Source organism: Variovorax sp. UC122_21 (genome assembly GCF_044056785.1).
GTDB lineage: Bacteria > Pseudomonadota > Gammaproteobacteria > Burkholderiales > Burkholderiaceae_C > Variovorax.
In genome coordinates, this window is record NZ_CP172004.1 from 4,741,318 (window position 1) to 4,761,004 (window position 19,687).

At 71.8% G+C, this 19,687-nt stretch carries 17 protein-coding genes and 1 pseudogene; 17 read left to right on the plus strand and 1 reads right to left on the minus strand.

Translation table 11 applies throughout. From position 1 onward, the window contains the following. The first annotated feature begins 3 nt into the window (after positions 1 to 3). The 13 genes and pseudogenes from ACHMXE_RS34995 (at position 4) to ACHMXE_RS35055 (ending at position 12,941) form a co-directional block, all read left to right on the plus strand. A complete protein-coding gene (locus ACHMXE_RS34995; protein WP_395348518.1) occupies positions 4 to 981 on the plus strand; it encodes a tripartite tricarboxylate transporter substrate binding protein in 978 nt (325 codons plus the stop codon). Positions 982 to 985: 4 nt separating this feature from the next. Beyond that, positions 986 to 2,542, plus strand: a complete 1,557-nt coding sequence (locus ACHMXE_RS35000) for a class I adenylate-forming enzyme family protein (protein ID WP_395348519.1) — start codon at positions 986 to 988, stop codon at positions 2,540 to 2,542. Further along, positions 2,539 to 3,276: an SDR family oxidoreductase gene (locus ACHMXE_RS35005; RefSeq protein ID WP_395348520.1), complete on the plus strand. Its 738-nt coding sequence runs from the start codon at positions 2,539 to 2,541 to the stop codon at positions 3,274 to 3,276. Before ACHMXE_RS35000 ends, ACHMXE_RS35005 begins: the two co-directional genes overlap by 4 nt. A gap of 9 nt (positions 3,277 to 3,285) precedes the next feature. Beyond that, positions 3,286 to 4,071, plus strand: a complete 786-nt coding sequence (locus tag ACHMXE_RS35010; protein WP_395348521.1) for a citryl-CoA lyase — start codon at positions 3,286 to 3,288, stop codon at positions 4,069 to 4,071. 92 nt (positions 4,072 to 4,163) lie between these two features. Further along, positions 4,164 to 5,117, plus strand: a pseudogene (locus tag ACHMXE_RS35015) (serine hydrolase domain-containing protein); the annotation flags it as partial. 214 nt (positions 5,118 to 5,331) lie between these two features. Beyond that, positions 5,332 to 6,249, plus strand: a complete 918-nt coding sequence (locus ACHMXE_RS35020; RefSeq protein WP_395348523.1) for a LysR family transcriptional regulator — start codon at positions 5,332 to 5,334, stop codon at positions 6,247 to 6,249. Between the two features lie 144 nt (positions 6,250 to 6,393). After that, a complete protein-coding gene (locus tag ACHMXE_RS35025) occupies positions 6,394 to 7,077 on the plus strand; it encodes a hypothetical protein (protein ID WP_395348524.1) in 684 nt (227 codons plus the stop codon). 44 nt (positions 7,078 to 7,121) lie between these two features. Then, on the plus strand, positions 7,122 to 8,438 hold the full coding sequence (locus tag ACHMXE_RS35030) for an MFS transporter (protein WP_395348525.1): 1,317 nt from the start codon (positions 7,122 to 7,124) through the stop codon (positions 8,436 to 8,438). A 4-nt stretch (positions 8,439 to 8,442) separates the two neighbouring features. Continuing rightward, on the plus strand, positions 8,443 to 9,165 hold the full coding sequence (locus tag ACHMXE_RS35035) for a DUF2848 domain-containing protein (protein WP_395348527.1): 723 nt from the start codon (positions 8,443 to 8,445) through the stop codon (positions 9,163 to 9,165). Between the two features lie 17 nt (positions 9,166 to 9,182). Then, positions 9,183 to 10,529, plus strand: coding sequence for an amidase (locus tag ACHMXE_RS35040; protein WP_395348528.1), 1,347 nt, complete (start codon positions 9,183 to 9,185; stop codon positions 10,527 to 10,529). A 925-nt stretch (positions 10,530 to 11,454) separates the two neighbouring features. Beyond that, a complete protein-coding gene (locus ACHMXE_RS35045; protein ID WP_395348529.1) occupies positions 11,455 to 11,733 on the plus strand; it encodes a DUF2277 domain-containing protein in 279 nt (92 codons plus the stop codon). A gap of 148 nt (positions 11,734 to 11,881) precedes the next feature. After that, the gene (locus tag ACHMXE_RS35050; RefSeq protein WP_395348530.1) at positions 11,882 to 12,283 is read left to right on the plus strand and encodes a GFA family protein; all 402 of its coding nucleotides are present in this window, start codon (positions 11,882 to 11,884) and stop codon (positions 12,281 to 12,283) included. A gap of 31 nt (positions 12,284 to 12,314) precedes the next feature. Continuing rightward, positions 12,315 to 12,941 carry a LysE family translocator gene (locus ACHMXE_RS35055; protein ID WP_203204800.1) on the plus strand — a complete coding sequence of 209 codons (627 nt, stop codon included), beginning with the start codon at positions 12,315 to 12,317 and terminating at the stop codon, positions 12,939 to 12,941. A gap of 13 nt (positions 12,942 to 12,954) precedes the next feature. Here ACHMXE_RS35055 and ACHMXE_RS35060 read toward each other — a convergent pair whose 3' ends face one another. After that, positions 12,955 to 13,173: a hypothetical protein gene (locus tag ACHMXE_RS35060; protein ID WP_395348531.1), complete on the minus strand. Its 219-nt coding sequence runs from the start codon at positions 13,171 to 13,173 to the stop codon at positions 12,955 to 12,957. Between the two features lie 410 nt (positions 13,174 to 13,583). Here ACHMXE_RS35060 and ACHMXE_RS35065 point away from each other — a divergent pair, with 410 nt between their 5' ends. The 4 genes from ACHMXE_RS35065 (at position 13,584) to ACHMXE_RS35080 (ending at position 19,557) form a co-directional block, all read left to right on the plus strand. Next, the gene (locus ACHMXE_RS35065) at positions 13,584 to 15,818 is read left to right on the plus strand and encodes a transglycosylase domain-containing protein (protein WP_395352932.1); all 2,235 of its coding nucleotides are present in this window, start codon (positions 13,584 to 13,586) and stop codon (positions 15,816 to 15,818) included. Beyond that, positions 15,815 to 17,314, plus strand: a complete 1,500-nt coding sequence (locus tag ACHMXE_RS35070) for a TPM domain-containing protein (RefSeq protein ID WP_395348532.1) — start codon at positions 15,815 to 15,817, stop codon at positions 17,312 to 17,314. The genes ACHMXE_RS35065 and ACHMXE_RS35070 overlap by 4 nt, the downstream gene beginning before the upstream one ends. A gap of 222 nt (positions 17,315 to 17,536) precedes the next feature. Next, complete coding sequence (locus ACHMXE_RS35075) at positions 17,537 to 18,253, plus strand: FadR/GntR family transcriptional regulator (protein WP_395348533.1); 717 nt, start codon at positions 17,537 to 17,539, stop codon at positions 18,251 to 18,253. Continuing rightward, the gene (locus ACHMXE_RS35080; RefSeq protein ID WP_395348534.1) at positions 18,250 to 19,557 is read left to right on the plus strand and encodes a CynX/NimT family MFS transporter; all 1,308 of its coding nucleotides are present in this window, start codon (positions 18,250 to 18,252) and stop codon (positions 19,555 to 19,557) included. Before ACHMXE_RS35075 ends, ACHMXE_RS35080 begins: the two co-directional genes overlap by 4 nt. Positions 19,558 to 19,687 lie beyond the last annotated feature (130 nt).

Genomic DNA, 19,687 nt, shown 5'->3' on the forward strand with positions numbered 1-19,687 from the left:
GCCTTGAAACGACGTTCCCTGCTGGGCGCCGGCGCCCTCGCGCTGGCCGCCCTCGCCACCGGCGCCATGGCGCAGACACCCGCCTGGCCCGCCAAGCCGCTGCGCCTGGTCGTGCCCTTCCCGCCCGGCGGCGCGGCCGACCTGTTCGCGCGCCTCGTGGGCACCGAGCTCGCGCAGGCGCTGGGGCAGCCGGTGATCGTGGACAACCGCCCCGGCGCCGGCGGCAACATCGGCGCGCGCGAGGTCGCCAATGCGCCGGCCGACGGCTACACGATGATGCTGGGCACCGTCGGCACGCACGCCATCAATCCCACGCTCTACGGCAACCTGCCCTACGACACGCGCAAGGCCTTCGTGCCGGTGGCGATGGTGGGCTCGGTGCCCAACGTGCTGGTGGTGAATCCCGCGCTGCCCGCCAGGACCGTGGCCGAGCTCACGGCGCTCGCGAAGCGCTCGCCGGGCAAGCTCACGATGGGTTCCTCGGGCAACGGCAGCAGCATCCACCTGTCGGGCGAGCTCTACAAGCACCTCGCGCACGTGAGCATCCTGCACGTGCCCTACCGCGGCGGCGCGGCCGCGCTGACCGACCTGATCGGCGGCCAGATCGACCTGATGTTCGACAACCTGCCGACCTCGCTGCCGCACATCGCCAAGGGCTCGCTGCGCGCGCTGGCCGTGACCGGCGCGCAGCGCTCTCCGCTCTTGCCCGAGGTGCCGACCATGGCCGAGGCCGGCCTCTCGGGCTACGAGTCCACCGCCTGGTCGGGCCTGTTCGTTCCCGCGGGCGTGCCCGCGCCGGTGGTGGCGCGGCTGCACGACGAGGTCGACAAGGCGCTGCGCAGCGAGCGCGTGAAGGCGCGCTACCGCGACCTCGGCGCCGACATCCTGCCGATGCCGCAGCCGGCCTTCGACCAGTTCGTGCGCAAGGAGTACGACAAGTGGGCCGAGATCGTGCGCGTCTCGGGCGCGAAGGCGGAGTGAGCGGATGCGGCCGATCGATTTCCTGCTGCGCGCCGCGCGCCGCCATCCCGACAAGATCGCGCTCTCGGGCCCCGAGGGGGCGCTGAGCTACGCCGAGCTGCTGGCCCACACCGAGGCGCTGGCCGCCGCGTTCCAGGCACTGGTGCCCGATCCGCGCGGGCGCATCGCGATCTGCGCGGGCAACCACCTCGCGCACGTGGTGTCGCTGTTCGCGACCCTGCTCGCGGGCCGCATCTGGGTGCCGCTCAATCCGCGCGCCGGCGCCGACGAGCTGTGCCGCATCGTCGACTTCACCGAGGCCGCGCTGGTGATCGCCGAGCACGAGCAGGCGCCCGAGCTCGAGGCCACCGGCGCGCCGCGCATCGTCTACCGGCCGGGCGCGCTCGGCACGGCGCCCACCGGCTGCCAACTCTCGGCGCTGCTGGCCGCGCATGCGGGCAGCCGGCCCGCGCCGGTGCGCCACGACCTGGCCGAGATCCAGGCGATCAAGTTCACCGGCGGCACCACCGGCGCGCCCAAGGGCGTGATGCAGAGCTACCGCGCGTGGAACACCACCATCGTCTCGATCATGCAGGCGATGAAGCTCGACGCCGACGAGCGCTACCTCGCGGTGGCCTCGATCACGCACGGCACCTCGACCTTCCTGCTGCCGGTGCTCGGCAGCGGCGGCACGGTGCTGCTGCCGCGCTCGACCAGGCCGCGCGAGGTGCTCGACCAGCTCGAGCACGACCGCGTGACCGCGGTCTTCATGCCGCCCACGCTGATCTACAGCCTGCTCGAGGACCCGACGGCGCGCGGGCGCGACTGGCGCGCGCTGCGCCACTTCGTCTATGCGGCGGCGCCGATGCGCAGCGCGAAGATCGTGGAGGCGCAGCAGGTGTTCGGCCATGTGGAGACCGGCTACGGCCAGACCGAGGCGCCGGCCATCATCTCCTACATGCCGGTGGCGGACGCGCTCGATCCGCGCAACCTCGAGTCGGTGGGCCGCGCAGCGCTGATGACCGAGGTCGCGATCATGGACCCGGCCGGCGCGCTGCTGCCGCCGGGGCAGGGCGGCGAGGTGGTGGTGCGCGGCGACCTCGTGATGTCGGGCTACTGGAAGCAGCCCGAGAAGACCGCCGAGGCCTTCCACGACGGCTGGCTGCGCACCGGCGACGGCGGCTACCTCGACGAGCGCGGCTTCCTGTTCCTCAAGGACCGCATCCGCGACCTGATCATCACCGGCGGCTTCAACGTCTACCCGACCGACGTGGAGAACGTGCTGGGCCGCCATCCCGCCGTCTACGACTGCGTGGTGATCGGCGTCGACGACGACAAGTGGGGCGAGGCCGTGCATGCCGCGGTGCAGTTGCGCGAGGGCGCGGCCTGCGAGGCCGCCGAGCTCGTCGCCTGGGTGCGCGAGCGGCTCGACCCCGTCAAGACGCCGAAGGCGGTGCACTTCTTCGACGCGCTGCCGCGCACCGCGAACGGCAAGGCCTCGAAGAAGGACGCACGCATCGAAGTGCTGCGGCGCATGGGCGCCGGCAGCGAGACCTCCCCACCGCATCACGCCACGCCATGAACCCGACTCCGCCAAGCACCGACCGCCACGCCCTCGTCACCGGCGGCTCCTCGGGCATCGGTCTCGCGATCTGCCGCCGCCTCATCGAGAGCGGCTGGCAGGTCACCAGCCTCGACATCCAGCCGCCGCCCGACGCGCGCAGCGGCGAGCACCTGCGCGTGGACATGGGCGACCGCGAGGCGCTCGCGGCCGCGCTCGCCGAGGCCTGCGGCCGCCACCGCTTCACCGGCCTGGTGAACAACGTGGCAGCGATCCGCCCGGCGCCGCTGGAGACCACCTCGCTCGACGACTTCGACCTGCAGATCGGCGTGACCGCGCGCGCCGCGCTGCAGTGCGTGCAGGCCGTGCTGCCCGCGATGCGCGCGGCCGGCGGCGGACGCATCGTCAACATCACGAGCCGCGCCGCGCTCGGCAAGGAGCTGCGCAGCGGCTACTCGGCCGCCAAGGGCGCGCTCAACGCGCTCACGCGCACCTGGGCGCTCGAGCTTGCGGCGCAGGGCATCACGGTCAACGCGGTGGCGCCGGGGCCAATCGCCACCGAGGCCTTCAAGGCCGCGAATCCCGCCGACAGCCCGCGCACGCGGCGCATCGCCGAGGGCATTCCGGTGCAGCGCTTCGGCGAGCCCGCCGAGGTGGCGCACGCGGTCGACGCCTTCATGCACCCGATGGCCTCGTTCATGACGGGCCAGGTGCTCTACGTCTGCGGCGGCATCACGGTGGGCCTGGCAGGCTGAGGGCAGGCGATGACGATCACCACCGAGATCGGCTACACGACCCCCGACGCGATCCACGTGCGCGGCATGAACCTCGCCACCGAGATCATCGGCAAGCTCGACTTCGTCGAGATGCTGTGGCTGCTCGCGATGGCGCGGCTGCCCGAGCCGCGCGAGAAGGCGATGGTCAACATGCTGCTGGTGACCGCGGCCGACCACGGCCTCACGCCGAGCGCGATCGCCACGCGCATGACCTGGCTCGGCGCGCCCGAGTCGCTGCAGGGCGCGGTGGCCTCGGGCCTGCTGGGCGCGGGCTCGAACTTCCTCGGCACGGTGCAGAACGTCAGCGAGATGCTGCTCGCGGCTGCCGAGGGCCTCACCGACGACGCGAGCGATGACGAGGTGCGCGAACGCGCGGCCACGCTGGTGCGCGAGCGCCGGCAGGCCAGGCGCAGCATCCCGGGCATCGGGCATCCGATCCACGTCGACGGCGATCCGCGCGTGCCGACGCTCATGGCCGTGTCGAAGGCCAACGGCTACTTCGGACGCCACTGGCGGCTCGCGCTCGCGCTGGTCGAGGTGCTGCGCGAGGACCATGGCCGCCACCTGCCGCTCAACGCGGCCGGCGCCAACGGCGCGGTGCTCGCCGACATGGGCCTCGACCCGCTCTTGGGCCGCGGCCTCGCGCTGGTCGGGCGCGCGGCCGGGCTGGTCGCGCATGTCTGCGAGGAATCGCGCGCGCCCACGGGGCAGCAGCTCTGGGACCTGGTGCTGCGGCAGGACGCGCGCAACGTGCTGCCTGCCGAGAAGCGTTGAGAAACGGGCTGTCGTTACGCACGTTACGGCGGTGACGCGGCCACCGCCGCCGCGCGTTGCCGCGGCGCCCGCGCGCTTCGAAGATGCGCGCCATGCGACATCTTCCCGCCACCCTCCTCGCGCTGTCGGCGCTGCTGCTGCCGCTGGCCGGCCATGCGGCACCCGCCGGCTTCGACAGCCCTCCCGCATCGCTCGCCGCGCAGGTCCTCGGCGACCGTCCCGGCACCATCGTCGCGGGCACCTGGCACGACGGCGCGGCGCGCTACGCGATCCAGCGCAATGTGCCTGGGCACGTCGGCAAGGCGAAGGCGATGGCGCCCGGCGAGGCGCAACCGGTGTTCGAGATCGGCTCGATCAGCAAGGTCTTCACCGGCCTGCTGCTCGCACAGGCCGTGGAGCGCGGCGACTTCTCGCTCGACGACACGCTGGGCCGGTTGCTCGCCGACAAGGCCACGCTGCCGCCGCCCGTGGCCGCGATCACGCTGCGCCAGCTCATCACGCACACGGCCTGCCTGCCGAACCTGCCCACGCTGCCGGCGCGCCCGCCCGGGCCCGATTCCAATCCCTTCGCCAGGCCCGCGCGTGCGCACCTGATGGTGGCGCTCTCCACGCTCGAGCTCGCGCAGGCGCCGCCCTGCGCGCCGCGCTACGGCAGCCTGGGCATCGCGCTGGTCGGACAGCTGCTGTCGGAGCGCTATGGCCAGCCCTGGGATCAGCTGGTGCGCGAGCGCATTGCCGTGCCGCTGGGCATGAAGGACACGGTGCAGCACCTCGACGCGGCGCGCGCCAAGCGGCTGCCCCAGGGCTACGCGGGCAATGCGGCGCGCTCGCCCTGGGAATTCGGCGCGCTGGCCGCGGCCGGCGCATTGCGCAGCACCGCGCCCGACCTGCTGCTGTTCGCGCGCGCATTGATGGCCGGCCGCGCGGGACCGCTGGGCGCCGCGGCCGAACGGCTGCGCGAGCCGCTGTCGGCGCAGGGCGAATACGACGTCGGCTATGCGCTGCGCATGCGCGATCCGGCCGCGGGCGGCGCGCAGCGGCGCATCCATTTCCACACCGGCCAGACCGGCGGCTACCGCGCGCTGCTCGCGTTCTCGCCGGCCACGCGCGAGCGCTGGTGCTGCTCGCGAGCAACGACGCGGCCGCGGTGGTGCCGGTGCTGGACGCGCTCACGCTGCCCCTCGCCGCGAAGTAGCCATGCGGGCCGCCCCGGGTTGGCCGCCGCGCGATTGCCGGCACAATCCCCGCGGACACACCTGCATGAACACACGATTCGTCGAAGCCTTTCTCTGGGCCGCGCGGCTGGGCAGCTTCCGGGCCGCGAGCGACCGGCTGCACATCACGCAGGCGGCCGTGTCGAACCGCGTCGCCTCGCTCGAGGAAGACATCGGCGCGCGCCTGTTCGAACGCGACGCGCGCGAGCTGCGCCTCACGCCCGTCGGCGTGCGCCTCATGGACTACGGCGAGCGGCTGCTCGAGCTGCGCCGCGAGATCGTCTCGCTGGGCCGCCCGCGCGAGGACCTGCTGGGCCTGGTGCGCATCGGCGCGATCGAGACCGTGGTCCACACCTGGCTGCTGGGCTTCCTCACCAACCTGCGCTCCACCTATCCGGGCATCGAGGTGCAGCTCACCTCCGAGACCACGCTCGCGCTGCACCGCGGCCTGCGCGAGGGCGCGCTCGACATCGCGCTGCAGACCGACCACATCGCGGGCGCGGGCATCGTGAGCACGCCCTGCCTGCCGATGCCCATGGGCTGGGTCGGACAGATGAGCGCCGAGGGCACGCAGACGGTGGAGCAGCTGCTGCGCCAGCCGGTGCTGACCATGAGCCCGGGCTCGCAGCCGCACGAGGCGCTCAAGAACCTCTACCGCGCGGTGGGCATCCCGCTGGGCAAGGTGCATTGCGTGAGCTCGATCTCGGCGCTCGCGCGGCTGGTGAAGGCCGGCTTCGGCAATGCGCTGGTGCCGCTGCCGCCGGTCTACGAATACGTGGCGGCCGGCGACGTGCGCATCGTCGAATGCGATGCGCTGATCTCGCCGCAGCGGCTGGTGGTGAGCCATCTCGAGGCCGCCGACTCCGATGCGATCCGGCTCGTGGCCGAGCTGGCCTGCCGGGCCTCCGACCAGTTCACGGCCGCGGCAGTCGCACCAATCTGGAGCGGGACCCTAGAGGGTTAACCCTCGAAACAGCGCATTGGCGCCCCATCGAGGGGCCAGTAATTCTTGTGGCTGTCGCCCAGAAAAACTCGTTTGTGACAGCCTGACCCCGCGACGGAAGATCGCGCCTTCTTTTTTCGAAGGCCCGCTCCCGCTTCCGCCGCCATGACCTCCACCGCTTCCGTCACCGAACCTTCCGCCGCCGAGAACGGCCTGCTCTTCGTCGCCTGCGACGTCGATCCCGCGGCCGACGAGGCCGACTTCAACCGCTGGTACGACCGCGAGCACGTCGAGGAACGCGTGCGCATTCCGGGCTTTCTTTCCGGCGCGCGCTACTTCTCGCTCGAGGGCGGCCGCCGCTACCTCGGCCTGTACCGCACCGCTTCGCTCGAGGTGTTCCGCTCGGCCGGCTACCGCGCCGCCTTCGAGCGCCAGACGCCGTGGTCGATCGCCAACCTCGACCGCATGCGCGATCCGATCCGTCGCGTCTGCGCGGTGCGCGCCGTGACCGGCTTCGGCAGCGGCAGCCACATCGCGGTGCTGCCGCTGGCCGTGGCCAGCGATGCCGCCGCGATCGCCGAACGCGCCGCCGAGGCCGGCCGCCGCCTCGCCGAACAGCCAGGCTTCGTCCAGTCCTTCCTGCTGCAGCCCGACGTCGCCCTAAGCACGCCGCTGCCGCGCGAAAGCAGCGAAAGCCGCGTGCTGCAGCCGATGCTGGTGGTCGAGACCAGCGGCGCCGACGCCGCCCGCGCCGCGCGCGCCACGGCCGCCGCCGCGCTCGATGCCGATCCCGCGAGCGGCTGGCTGCTCGCGCTCGGCTGGAAGCTGCACGCCGGCGAGCTGGCCTGACCCACCGCCCCCTTCACGTTCCCCGTCACCCAGGACCTTCTCTCATGACCGAACACGCTCTCCCGGCCGCGCCCGCCGCGCACGGCGCCAAGCCCGCCAAGATGGGCCGCCTCGCGATGGCCAGCTCCATCGGCACCACGCTCGAGTGGTACGACTTCACCGTCTACAACATCATGGCGGCGCTGGTCTTCAACGCGATCTTCTTCCCCTCCTTCGATCCGCTGACCGGCACCATCCTCGCCTTCTCGACCTACGCGGTCGGCTACATCTCGCGCCCGCTCGGCGGCGTCGTCTTCGGCCACCTCGGCGACCGGCTCGGCCGGCGCTTCGTGCTGGTCGCCACGCTGGTGATCATGGGCGTGTCGACCGGCCTCATGGGCCTGCTGCCGACCTACGCGAGCTGGGGCATCTGGGCACCGGTGGCGCTGGTCGCGCTGCGCTTCGTGCAGGGCGTGGCGCTCGGCGGCGAATGGGCCGGCGCGGTGCTGCTGTCGATGGAGCACGGCAAGCCGAACGAGCGCGGCCGCAACGCCTCGTTCACGCAGGTCGGTCCCTCGGCCGGCACGCTGATCGGCACCGGCTTCATCGCCGCCGTCTCGGCCTGGCTCAGCCCCGAGGACTTCCAGTCCTGGGGCTGGCGCATCCCCTTCGTCTCGAGCGTGGCGCTGGTGCTGTTCGGCCTGTGGCTGCGCCGCGGCGTCGAGGAAACGCCGGTGTTCCGCGAGATGGAGCAGAAGCAGGAGACCGCCAAGACCCCGATCAAGGAAGTGCTGGGCCAGCACTGGCGCCGCCTGCTGGTGGCCGGCGGCTCGCGCATCGGCTCCGACGTGCTCTATGCGCTGGTGGTGGTGTTCACCCTCACCTACGTGACCACCGTGCTGCACCTGTCGCGACCGCTGGCGCTGACCGCGACCATGATCGGCGCGGCCTGCAACGCGATCTCGGTGCCGTGGTTCGGCAGCCTGTCGGACCGCATCGGACGGCGTCCCGTCTACATCATCGGCGCGCTCTGCGGCATCGTCTGGGCCTTCGTGTTCTTCGTGCTGATGGACAGCGCCCAGCCGCTCGCGATCTGCGCCGCGGTGGTGGTCGGCCTCGTGATCCACGCCATGATGTACGGCCCGCAGGCCGCCTTCGTCACCGAGCAGTTCCCGAACCGCGTGCGCTATGCGGGCTCGTCGCTGGCCTACACGCTGGCCGGCATCCTCGGCGGCGGCTTCGCGCCGCTGATCATCGCCAGCCTGTTCAAGTCCTACGGCAGCACGCTCGCGGTCTCGCTCTACGTGACCGGCGCGCTGTGCCTCACGCTGGTCGCGCTGCTGGTGGCGCGCGAGACCGCGCACGAACCGCTGGAGGCCTGAAGCGATGACGCGCAACACCCTGCACATCGCCTGCGAAAGCATCGCCGAGGACGGCACCCGCAGCAGCGCGCTGCACGCCGTCGCGCCCAGCGCGCTAGTGGTGGCCGGCTGGACCGGCCGCGACAGCGCCGCCATCGAGCACCACATCGAGGAGCTGGCCGCGCTCGGCGTGCCGCGCCCTTCGAGCGTGCCGCTGTACTACCGCATGGCCTCGCTGCTGCTCACGCAGTCTGCCGAGATCGAGGCGCTGGGCGACCAGAGCTCGGGCGAGGCCGAACCGCTGCTGTTCTTCTCGCAGGGCGAGTGGTGGCTCGGCGTGGCCTCGGACCACACCGACCGCCAGGTCGAGAGCTATTCGGTCGCCGTCTCCAAGCAGATGTGCGCCAAGCCGCTGGCCGCCTCGGCCTGGCGCTGGCGCGACGTGGAGGCGCACCAGGACGCCATCGAGCTGCGCTCGCGCATCCTCGAGGATGGCCGCTGGGTCGACTACCAGCGCGGCACCCTGGCCGCGATCCGGCCGCTGGCCGCGCTGCGCGACGGCCTGCCGGGTCTTGCCGAGGAACCCGAGGGACTTTTCATGACCTGCGGCACACTGGCGGCGCTGCCCAACGCGCGCGGCGAGGCCATCCGCCCCGCCGCGCAGATGGAAATCGAGTTGCATGACGCGCGCCTGCAGCGGCGCATCGTCCACCGCTATGCGGTGCGCGTCCTGCCCGTGATCGCCTGAACGCCCTCTCCTCCTTCATGACACAGAACGACTCCACCATCGGCGCGCTGCGCGCGCGCATCGCCCGCGGCGAACTCACGCACGAGGCGCTGATCGAGCAGGTGCTCGACGGCGCCGCGCAACCCGCGGCCGCGAACGTCTTCACCCGTCTCTACGCCGACGCCGCCCTGGCCGCCGCGCGCCATGCCGATGCCGCGCACCAGGCCGGCGTGCAGACCGCGCCGCTCGCCGGCCTGCCGGTCTCGATCAAGGACCTCTACGACGTGGCCGGCGAGACCACCCTGGCCGGCTCCATCGCCTGCCGCGGCGAGCCTGCGGCCGCGCGCGACGCGGCCGTGGTGACGCGGCTGCGCACGCAGGGCGCGGCCATCGTGGGCCGCACCAACATGACCGAGTTCGCGTTCTCGGGCGTGGGCATCAATCCGCACTACGGCACGCCGCGCAACCCGGCCGATGCCGAGGTCGCGCGCATTCCCGGCGGCTCCTCGTCGGGTGCCGCGGTGTCGGTGGCGCTGGGCCTCGCGGTCGCGGGCCTGGGCTCGGACACCGGCGGCTCGATCCGCATCCCGGCCGCGCTGTGCGGCATCGTCGGCTTCAAGAGCACGCAGTCGCGCGTGCCGCGCACCGGCGCCTTCGAACTCGCGCGTTCGCTCGACACGGTGTGCGCGATGGCGCGCAGCGTCGAGGACTGCCTGATCGCCGACGCCGCGATCGCCGACGCGCCGCTCGTGGTGCGGCGCCGGCCGGCGCAGGGGTTGCGGCTCGCGGTGCCGAAGACGCTGATGTTCGATGCGATCGAGCCTGGCGTGGCGCGGGCTTTCGAGCGGGCGGTGCAGGCGCTGTCCAAAGCCGGGGCGCAGATCGTCGAGATTGCGTTGAGCGAGTTGGCGGAGATCGGGACGGTCAATGCGCCGGGGGGGTTGTCGCCTATCGAGGCTTCGGCCGTGCATCGGGAACGGTTTGCTTCGAAGCGCGAGGCGTTCGATTCTCGGGTTGCGGCGCGGATCGCGTTGGGGACCGAGGTGCGGGCTGCCGATTACATCGCGCTGCTGGATCGGCGGCGGGAGTGGATCTCGCGGGTCGAAGGGCGGCTCGAGGGGTTCGATGCGTTGCTGTGTCCCACGGTGCCTATCGTGGCGCCTGCCATCGATTCGCTGGCTGAGGATTCGGCGTTCTTCCAGGCGAACGGACTGTTGTTGCGGAACACGTTTGCGATCAATTTGATGGATGGGTGTTCGTTCAGCTTGCCTTGTCATTCTTCTGGGGAACTGCCTGTTGGGTTGATGCTTTCGTCTGTTCGGGGGGATGACTCGCGGTTGGCTGGGGTTGCTTTGGCTGTTGAGGACGTGCTTCGGTTGAATTGAAGTTGGGTTCTTTTTTTAGGCTGTAGGCCGGGTCTCGCCCCGGCGGGCGACTTACTTTTCTTGTCTCGCCAAGAAAAGTAAGCAAAAGAAGGCGACCCCGCTGTCTGTGTCCCTCCGCTTCGCTGCGGGCAACCTGCGGTGCTCGGGGAAAGCGGGGGTCCGCAGAACTCGCTGCACTTCGTTCCGCTCAGACAGCTGCGGCCCTGATCCCGCTTTCCCCTGCGCTCCTCGGCACAGCCAGAGGGGGGTGATTCGGGCCTTTGCTTCGCTCGGCCTGGCATACCCAACGGGCCATCGCTGCGCTCGGCCGCGAGTAACTAACAGGCCATCGCTTCGCTCGGCATTGGTATTGCCCCCTCTCCCTCTGGGAGAGGGCTGGGGTGAGGGCACTGGGCGGTGGATACCGTCGCAACATCGGTGAGGCCCGGTGCCCTCACCTAACCCTCTCCCAGAGGGAGAGGGGACAATAAAAACACAAGGCCGAACGAAGCGATGGCCCGAGCGACATTGCCAGGCCGAGCGAAGCGATGGCCCGAGCGACATTGCAAGGCCGAGCGAAGCAATGGCCCGAGCGGCATTCCAAGGCCGAGCGAAGCAAAGGCCCGACCCACCCCCTCTGGCTGCGCCGAGGAGCGCAGCGTTTCGCGGATCAGGGCTCGCAGCTGTTTGAGCGGAACGCAGTGGAGCGAGTTCTGCGAGACCCCGCGAAACGCGAGCACCGCAGGTTGCCCGTAGCGAAGCGGAGGGTCGCAGACAGTGGGTCGCCTTTTCTTTGGTTACTTTCTTTTGGCGAAGCAAAAGAAAGTGACTCGCCCGCCGGGGCGAGTCCCGGCCAACAACCTAACCAAAAAACAGCATCTTCAATTCAACAAAGAGCGCTGGCAAACTGACCGAACCCAACAAGAGCCCGGAGACAAGAGACACCATGTGCAGAAGCATCAAGACCCTCTACAACTTCGAGCCCCCCGCCACCGAGCAGGAGATCCGCGCCGCCGCCCTGCAGTTCGTGCGCAAGCTCAGCGGCTTCAACGTCCCCTCACGCGCCAACGAAGCCGCATTCGAACGCGCCGTCGAAGAAGTCAGCGCCAGCGCCGCGCGCCTGCTCGAATCGTTGGTGACCACCGCCGAACCGCGCGACCGCGAAACCGAGGCCGAACGCGCCAAGGCCCGTTCGGCGGCCCGCTTCGGCACGCAGCCTTCGTGACCGCGGCAAGCACACGCGCCCAAACCCGCCGCGTTCGGCCCTCGCCGCGCACGGTTTTTGCGCCTGCCGCGGCGCAGGCCCAAAAGGCCTTTGGTATCGTGCCTTGCAAGCCGAAACACATTCAAAAGAAGACGCGGACATCGACCGAATGAGAAAGACCTATATCGGAGGCTGCCACTGCGGCGCCGTGCGCTTCGAAGCCGACATCGACCTGAGCCTGGGCACGCTGCGCTGCAACTGCGCGATCTGCACCCGCACGCGCTTCTGGCCGGCCATCGTCGAGCCCGAGGCCTTTCGCCTGCTCGAAGGCGAATCCGAGCTCAGCGACCAGATGCTCGACAGCCGCAACAGCCACTACATCGTCTGCAAGCTCTGCGGCGTGCGCTCCTTCGGCGTCGGCCATTCGCCCGAGACCGGCGCCCATGCCTACGGCGTGAACGTCACCTGCCTCGACGATGTGGACCTCGAGGACCTCGCCAACTCGCCGCTGCGCTACGTCGACGGCCACCGCGGCACCTGGCACGTGGCGCGCACGGCGATCGATCACTGACAGACGAACACAACCCCAGGAGAACCACCCCATGCCCTTCGAACTCTGGCTTGCCTTCGTGGCCGCCTCGGCCGTGCTGCTGATCATTCCCGGCCCGACCATCCTCACCGTCATCAGCTACTCGATGTCGCATGGCCGCCGCGCCAACGTGCCGCTGGTGGCCGCGGTGGCGCTCGGCGATTCGACCGCGCTGGTGGTGTCGCTGCTGGGCCTGGGCACGCTGCTCGCGGCCTCGGCCTTCTGGTTCAACGCGGTGAAGTGGGTGGGCGGGCTGTACCTGCTGTACCTGGGCATCAAGCTGCTGCGCGCGGGCGTGTCGAGCGCCGAGATCGCGACGCCGGAAGCGCCGGCCTCGCGCTGGCGGCTGTTCGCCAACACCTACCTGGTGACGGCGCTCAACCCGAAGGGCATCGTGTTCTTCGTGGCCTTCCTGCCGCAGTTCATCAGCCAGAAGGCCGCGGTCGCGCCGCAGATGTGGGTGCTGGCGCTGACCTTCGTTGCAATGGCCACGCTGAACGCCACGCTCTATGCGGTGTTCGCGGGCTCGGCGCGGCGCCTGCTGTCGTCGCCGCGCGCGCAGCGCCGCTTCAACCTCGGCGGCGGCGCGCTGCTGAGCGCGGCCGGCCTGTGGGCGCTGATGGCGCGCCGGCCGGCCTGAGCCGGCGCCTCGATCAGTTGCGGCGCGGATCGCCCGGACGGCTGTCGTAGCGGTTGGGCACGCCATCGCCATCGCGATCGCGGTCGTAGCGGTTCGGCACGCCGTCGCGGTCACGGTCGCCATGGCGCGGCGGCGGCGGCGGGCGGTCGTAGCCGGGGGCGACGACGCAGCCGGCCAGCACGGCCGAGGCCGACAGCACGACGGCCAGGGTGGCGAGTCTGTTGTTCTTCATGATGCATCTCTCCTAGGAATGGTTGTGGAACACCGCACCGGCTGGCCTCTGGGCGCCGCGGCGGTAGCGCATTGAAGGCCACGCAGGTCGGGCCTCGGTGTCTCGATGGCTGCGCCTCGGTGAAGTTGTGTGACCGGATGTGGCCGCCGCAGCCGACTGTCAGCGACGCGCCCGGCCCCCGCGTGGCGGCGCGCCCCGCGTCCGCGGGTAGGCGCAGGCCGCGCAGCGCTGGGTTCGAACTTCCGTCTACGTCTTTCGGCAGGACGGCAGCCCGACGCGCATGGCCGAGAATGGCTGCCGCTTTCCAGCCCGGCGCCTTCCCCGCGCGCACCCCTGCCCCGATGCCGACGCCCACCGCCCTGTTTCCTTTCTTCGCGCGCCCGCGCCTCGCGCTGGCGCTCGCCGCGCTGATGCTGACGGCGCAGGCCGCGGGGGCCATGCCGAGCTTCGAGGAGGTGAAGCGCGACTTCCGTTCGTCCGACACCGCGGTGCTCGACCGCAACGGCGAGCTGCTGCAGCGCGTGCGCACCGACGCCAGTGTGCGGCGCGGCCAGTGGACGGCGCTGGCCGACATCTCGCCCGCGCTGCGCACGGCGATGGTGCTCAGCGAGGACCGGCGCTTCTACGAGCACAGCGGCGTCGACTGGCGCGCGGTCTCGGCCGCGGCCTGGGGCAACCTCTGGAACACGCGCACGCGCGGCGCCTCGACCATCACGATGCAGCTGTCGGGCCTGCTCGACGAGGACCTGCGGCGCGGCGGCGGCGGCCGCAGCCTGACGCAGAAGCTCGGCCAGACCGTGGCCGCGGCCCAGCTCGAGCGCCAGTGGCGCAAGGACCAGATCCTCGAGGCCTACCTCAACAGCGTGCCCTTCCGCGGCGAGATCGTCGGCATCGACGCGCTCTCGCGCACCCTGTTCGGCAAGGCGCCGAGCGGCCTCGACGCGCGCGAGGCGGCGGTGGCCGCCGCGCTGGTGCGCGCGCCCAATGCGCGGCCGGCCCTGGTCGCGCAGCGCGCCTGCGAGGTGCTGCGCGCCATGGAGCCGCAGCGCAAGGCCGACTGCGAGGCGCTCGACATGTTCACCAGCGCCGCGGTGCAGCGGCGCGCCTTCGACGCCAGCGAGGGCATCGCGCCGCATGCCGCGCGGCGCGCGCTGCGCCAGGCACGCGAGGGCCGCGAGCCCGGGCAGGAAGACACGCAGCCGGGCGAGGCCAAGGCGGCCGCCAAGGACAGCGGCGACGGCAGCGTGCGCACCACGCTGCGCGCGCCGCTGCAGCGCTTCGCGCTCGGCACCCTGCAGCGCCACCTGCGCGAGCTGCGCGGCCGGCACGTGGAGGACGGCGCGCTGGTAGTGCTCGACAACGCCAGCGGCGAGGTGCTGGCCTGGGTCGGTTCCTCGGGGCCGCTGAGCCAGGCGGCCGAGGTCGACGGCGTGACGGCGATGCGCCAGCCGGGCTCGACGCTCAAGCCGCTGCTCTACGGCCAGGCGATCGCCGAGCGGCGGCTCACCGCGGCCTCGCTGATCGAGGACTCGTCGGCGCAGATCAACACCGCGAGCGGTCTCTACATCCCGCAGAACTACGACCGGCGCTTCAAGGGCCCGGTGTCGGCGCGCACCGCGCTCGCGGCCTCGCTCAACGTGCCGGCCGTGCGCACGCTGGTGATGGTGTCGCCCGAATCCTTCGCGCGCGGGCTGCGCGCGGCCGGCCTGCCGCTGCGCGAGAGCGGCGACTACTACGGCTACAGCCTCGCGCTCGGCAGCGCCGAGGTCACGCTGCTGTCGCTGACCAATGCCTACCGCATGCTGGCCAACGGCGGGCGCTACGGCACGACCACCTTGCTGGCGCCGGCCGCGCCGGACAAGTCGAAGAAGACCACCACCGCCGCCGCCACCGCGAAGAACACCCCGGCACCGGTGCTCGATCCCGCGCGCCGCCTTCATCGTCGGCGACATCCTGTCCGATCCCAACGCGCGCACCCGCACATTCGGCCTCGACAGCATCCTCTCGACCCGCTTCTGGAGCGCGGTGAAGACCGGCACCAGCAAGGACATGCGCGACAACTGGGCCGTGGGCTGGTCGCAGCGCTACACCGTCGGCGTGTGGGTCGGCAACGCGAGCGGCGCCTCGATGTGGACGTGAGCGGCACCAGCGGCGCGGCGCCGGTCTGGGCCGAGGTCATGCGCTTCCTGCACGCGCGCGAGCCGAGCCGCGCGCCGGCGCCGCCGCCGGGCCTGGTGCGCACGCACATCGACTTCGGCGCCGGCCCCGACGGCAACGCGCTCGAGGCCGCGCGCGACGAATGGTTCGTGCAGGGCACCGAGCAGCCGCTGTTCGCGCTCGCGAACGAACCCGGCGCCGCGAGCGCGGCCGCGGTCGCGCGCATCACCGCGCCGGCCGACGGCACGATCATCGCGCTCGATCCCGACATCCCGCCGCTGCGCCAGCGCGTGCGCTTCGAATCGGAAGGCCGCGGCGTGCAGTGGCGCATCGACGGCAAGCACTTCGCGCGCGGCAACAGCGCGCAGTGGCTGCCCTGGCCGGGCCGCCACCTGATCGAGCTGGTCGATGCCGGCGGCAAGGTGGTGGACCAGCGCCGGCTCGAGGTGCGCGGTGCGGGCGTCGTGACGAAGAGCGCGCAACGATGAAGGCGACGACCCTGGACTTCCGACCCGGCCCGCGCCTCTGGCTGTGTCTGGTGCTGCTGTTCGCCGCGGCATTCGGCGCGCAGGCCAGGCCCGTGCCGGTACCGGCGATGAAGTCGCGCGTGATCGACCAGAGCAGGACGCTCGACACCGCGCAGGCCGAGGCGCTGCGCGAGCGCATCGCCGACATCGAGCGCGAGACCCAGGCGCAACTCGCGGTGCTGATCGTGCCGACCACCGGCGAGGACAGCATCGAGCAGTACGCCACGCGCGTGTTCGCGCAGTGGAAGCTCGGGCGCAAGGACGAGGACGACGGCGTGCTGCTGCTGGTGGCGATCCGCGACCGGCGCATGCGCATCGAGGTCGGCCGCGGCCTCGAGGGCCGCATCACCGACATCCAGGCCGCGCGCATCATCGACCAGGAGATGACGCCGCGCTTTCGCGCCAGCGATTTCGACGGCGGCCTGCACGCCGCGGTCGATGGCATCGCGCAGCTGATCCGCGGCGAGCCGATGGCCATGGCCCAGGAGCTGCCGCTGATCGATCCGGGCGAGCCCGTCGAATCGACACCGCCCGAACCGCGCGGATCGCATGTCACGCCCGAGGGCTGGGCCTTCTTCGCCGTGATCGGCTGGTCGGCGCTGGTCGGCCTCTGGCAGAGCCGGCAGAAGAAGAGCGCGGCCGAACTGCGCACCGACGCCGACCGGCTCGCGCGCCGGCGCGCGCGGCAGGCCCGCAGCAGCGCGCGCCGCTCGACCAGGCGCGCGCGCCGCGCGCAGGCCGAGGTCGCGGCCGAACTCGAAAGCGCCTCGGCCGTGGCCGAGGCCGCGCCCGGCAGGACGCTGCGGCGCTGGCCCTGGACCTTCGGCGCGCTCGCGGTCGCGCCGGTCGCCGCGGCCGCCACGCTCGGCGAGCCGATGTTCGCGATCGCGCTCGGGATGATGCCGGTGCCGATGGGCTTCGGCATCGGCTATGGCTGCGGCCTGTGGCGCACCATGCGCCTCGTCGTCGCCGGCATCGCGCTGCTGATCGCGGCCGTGGTGATCGCGGGCCAGCAACTGGGCTGGGAGCGCGTGGGCTGGTCCCTGCTCGGCATGCTGGCGCTGGGCGCGGCGGTGCTGGTCGGCCTGCTGATCGTGACCGGCATGCGCAAGGCCTGGGGCAAGGGCGTGCGCAGCTTCGTCTCGCGCTGGATCGTGGTGTGCGTGCTGGTGGGCCTGTTCGTCGGGCTGGCGCACGACGAGCTCGACCCGCAGCTGTTCTGGATCGTGCTGGCGGCCGTCACGGTGGTGGCGCTGCTCGTGGCCTTCTTCCCGGCCGATGGCGGCGGGGGTGGGCACGACGGCGACTACGGCGACAGCGGATGGGGCAGCAGCAGTTCCTCCTCGTCCTCCTCTTCGTACGAGTCCTCGTCCTCCTCGTCGTCGGATTCCTCGTCGTCGTCCTCGTCGGACTCGGGCGGCTCGAGCAGCGGCGGCGGCGCCTCGGGAAGCTGGTAGCAGTAACCCCGAGCGAACTCCCCCGGCGGTGCCACGTGCGCAGGGCACCGGGTACTCCCCGCAGCGAAATCAAGGAGGAGCCCGAAGGGCGGGGGACATTCGCGGAGGGGAGTACCCGGTGCCCTGCGCACGCCCCCGAACGCCCCCAGTCAAGCCCCTCTCAAACAGCAGGTCTACGGAATCCAGACACAATTCATCCGATGATTCAATGAATTGGCCCAAATGCTAGCCCAAGCCCCCCGCACCTCCCTGGTAGAAGCCGCCGCCAACGGCATCCGCGCCGAGATCTCCGCCGGCCGCTGGCCGGTCGGCGCGCGCATCCCCATCGAACCGCAGCTCGCCCAGCTGCTCGGCGTGAGCCGCGGCACCGTGCGCGAGGCCGTCAAGACGCTGGTCTCGCGCGGCCTGCTCGAGGTGCGCCAGGGCTCGGGCACCTATGTGCGCTCGGGCTTCGATCCCGGCGCCAGCCTGCAGAAGCTGCGCCTGGCCAGCCTGCTCGACCAGTTCGAGGTGCGCTGCGCGCTCGAGGTGCAGGCCGCGCGGCTCGCCGCGCTGCGCCACACGCCCGAGGACCTGCGCCAGCTCCACACGCTGCTCGACGCCCGCGGCACGCCCGCGTCCGGCGACGGCGGCGCGGCCTTCATCGAGCGCGACCTCGCCTTCCACCTGGCCATCGTCGACATCGCGGGCAACCTCGCGCTCGCCGAAACTGTGCGCTTCATCGGCGGCTACATCAAGGACACCATCGCCAGCACCATGGGCACGCTGCTGCCCGAGCCCGACGACGCGGCCCACCGCGCGATCGTCGAGGCCATCGCCAGCCGCGACCCCGAGCGCGCCGACGCCGCCGTGCGCGCCTTCATGACGCCCATGATCGCGACCCTCGCCGCCGGCACCCACACCCCCACCGGCGACCCGCGCGCGCCGTCCTGCCCATGACCGCCACCACCACCTTCCCCGCCGCCGCGGCCACCCTGCGCCACGCGCCCGCCGCCGATGCCGGCCAGCTGCTGATCGACGCCGAGGTCGACAGCCAGCCCGCGCCGCCGCCCACCCCGGCGCCGAGCCGCGGCCGCCGCATCCTGCTGGGCGCCAGCGTGGTGCTGATCGCCTTCAACCTGCGGCCGGTGTTCGCCAGCCTCTCGGTGGTGCTGCCCGAGATCATCCGTTCCACCGGCCTGTCGGCCACCGCCGCCAGCCTGCTGACCACCCTGCCCGTGCTGTGCCTGGGCCTGTTCGCGCCGCTCGCGCCCGGCCTCGGCCGGCGCTTCGGCACCGAGCGCACCTTGCTCGGCTGCATGGCGCTGATCCTGGTCGGCACGCTGCTGCGCGGCACCGGGAACGTGCCGCTGCTGTTCGTCGCCTCGGCCATCGCCGGCAGCGGCATCGCGGTCGCCAACGTGCTGCTGTCGGGGCTGGTCAAGCGCGACTTCGCCGGGCAGGCGGCGCTGATGATGGGCCTCTACACCATGGCCGTGTGCGGCGGCGCCGCGAGCGCGGCCGGCCTCACGGTGCCAATCGAGCATGCGCTGGGCGGCGGCTGGACCGCGGCGCTCGCGGTCTGGGCGCTGCCGGCCGCGCTGGTCACGCTGCTGTGGGCACCGCAGGCGCTGGCGCGCAAGCCGATCGCCAGCGAGTCCGGCTTCACCGTGCGCGGCCTGTGGCGCGACCGGCTGGCCTGGCAGGTCACCTGCTTCATGGGGCTGCAGTCCGCGCTGGCCTACATCGTCATGGGCTGGCTCGCGCCGATCCTGCGCGAGCGCGGGCTGGCCAGCGACACCGCCGGCTACGTGGTCTCGGTCTCGGTCATCACCCAGGTCGTGACCTGCCTCGTGGTGCCCGCGCTCGCGGTCAGGCTGCGCAACCAGATCGGGCTGGCCGTGGCGCTCGCGCTGCTCACCGTGGCGGCCATGCTGGCCCAGCTGTTCGCGCCGCTCGGCGGCGTGTGGGTCTGGGCCGTGCTGCTGGGCATCGCGCAGGGCGGCACCTTCGCGCTGGCGCTCACCATGATCGTGCTGCGCTCGCCCGATTCGCACGTCGCGGCGCACCTGTCGGGCATGGCGCAGGGCGTGGGCTACGTCATCGCGGCCTTCGGCCCGCTGCTGGCCGGGCTGCTGCACGGCTGGACCGGCAGCTTCGGCGCCGCCTCGTGGCTGTTCGTCGCGGTCGGCGTCGCGCTGGTGATCGCGGGCATCGGCGCGGGCCGCACGATGCACGTGGGCGCGGTCACGGTCGCGCGCTAGAGACGCCCGGCGTGGTACTGGCGCGACGCGGCACGCAGTCCGCGCGCGCCTACAGCAAGAAGCTCGCGCGTCCGAACAGCGATGGGTCCGGAGCATGAGAAACTTCGTCCCATGCCGACGGTCAGACTGC

Bases quoted from the DNA above. Each gene is read 5' to 3' on its own strand.
- ACHMXE_RS35000 (WP_395348519.1), top strand. From the start codon at position 986: ATGCGGCCGATCGATTTCCTGCTGCGCGCCGCGCGCCGCCATCCCGAC.
- ACHMXE_RS35005 (WP_395348520.1), top strand. From the start codon at position 2,539: ATGAACCCGACTCCGCCAAGCACCGACCGCCACGCCCTCGTCACCGGC.
- ACHMXE_RS35010 (WP_395348521.1), top strand. From the start codon at position 3,286: ATGACGATCACCACCGAGATCGGCTACACGACCCCCGACGCGATCCAC.
- ACHMXE_RS35020 (WP_395348523.1), top strand. From the start codon at position 5,332: ATGAACACACGATTCGTCGAAGCCTTTCTCTGGGCCGCGCGGCTGGGC.
- ACHMXE_RS35025 (WP_395348524.1), top strand. From the start codon at position 6,394: ATGACCTCCACCGCTTCCGTCACCGAACCTTCCGCCGCCGAGAACGGC.
- ACHMXE_RS35030 (WP_395348525.1), top strand. From the start codon at position 7,122: ATGACCGAACACGCTCTCCCGGCCGCGCCCGCCGCGCACGGCGCCAAG.
- ACHMXE_RS35035 (WP_395348527.1), top strand. From the start codon at position 8,443: ATGACGCGCAACACCCTGCACATCGCCTGCGAAAGCATCGCCGAGGAC.
- ACHMXE_RS35040 (WP_395348528.1), top strand. From the start codon at position 9,183: ATGACACAGAACGACTCCACCATCGGCGCGCTGCGCGCGCGCATCGCC.
- ACHMXE_RS35045 (WP_395348529.1), top strand. From the start codon at position 11,455: ATGTGCAGAAGCATCAAGACCCTCTACAACTTCGAGCCCCCCGCCACC.
- ACHMXE_RS35050 (WP_395348530.1), top strand. From the start codon at position 11,882: ATGAGAAAGACCTATATCGGAGGCTGCCACTGCGGCGCCGTGCGCTTC.
- ACHMXE_RS35055 (WP_203204800.1), top strand. From the start codon at position 12,315: ATGCCCTTCGAACTCTGGCTTGCCTTCGTGGCCGCCTCGGCCGTGCTG.
- ACHMXE_RS35060 (WP_395348531.1), bottom strand. From the start codon at position 13,173: ATGAAGAACAACAGACTCGCCACCCTGGCCGTCGTGCTGTCGGCCTCG.
- ACHMXE_RS35065 (WP_395352932.1), top strand. From the start codon at position 13,584: ATGCTGACGGCGCAGGCCGCGGGGGCCATGCCGAGCTTCGAGGAGGTG.
- ACHMXE_RS35070 (WP_395348532.1), top strand. From the start codon at position 15,815: ATGAAGGCGACGACCCTGGACTTCCGACCCGGCCCGCGCCTCTGGCTG.
- ACHMXE_RS35075 (WP_395348533.1), top strand. From the start codon at position 17,537: ATGCTAGCCCAAGCCCCCCGCACCTCCCTGGTAGAAGCCGCCGCCAAC.
- ACHMXE_RS35080 (WP_395348534.1), top strand. From the start codon at position 18,250: ATGACCGCCACCACCACCTTCCCCGCCGCCGCGGCCACCCTGCGCCAC.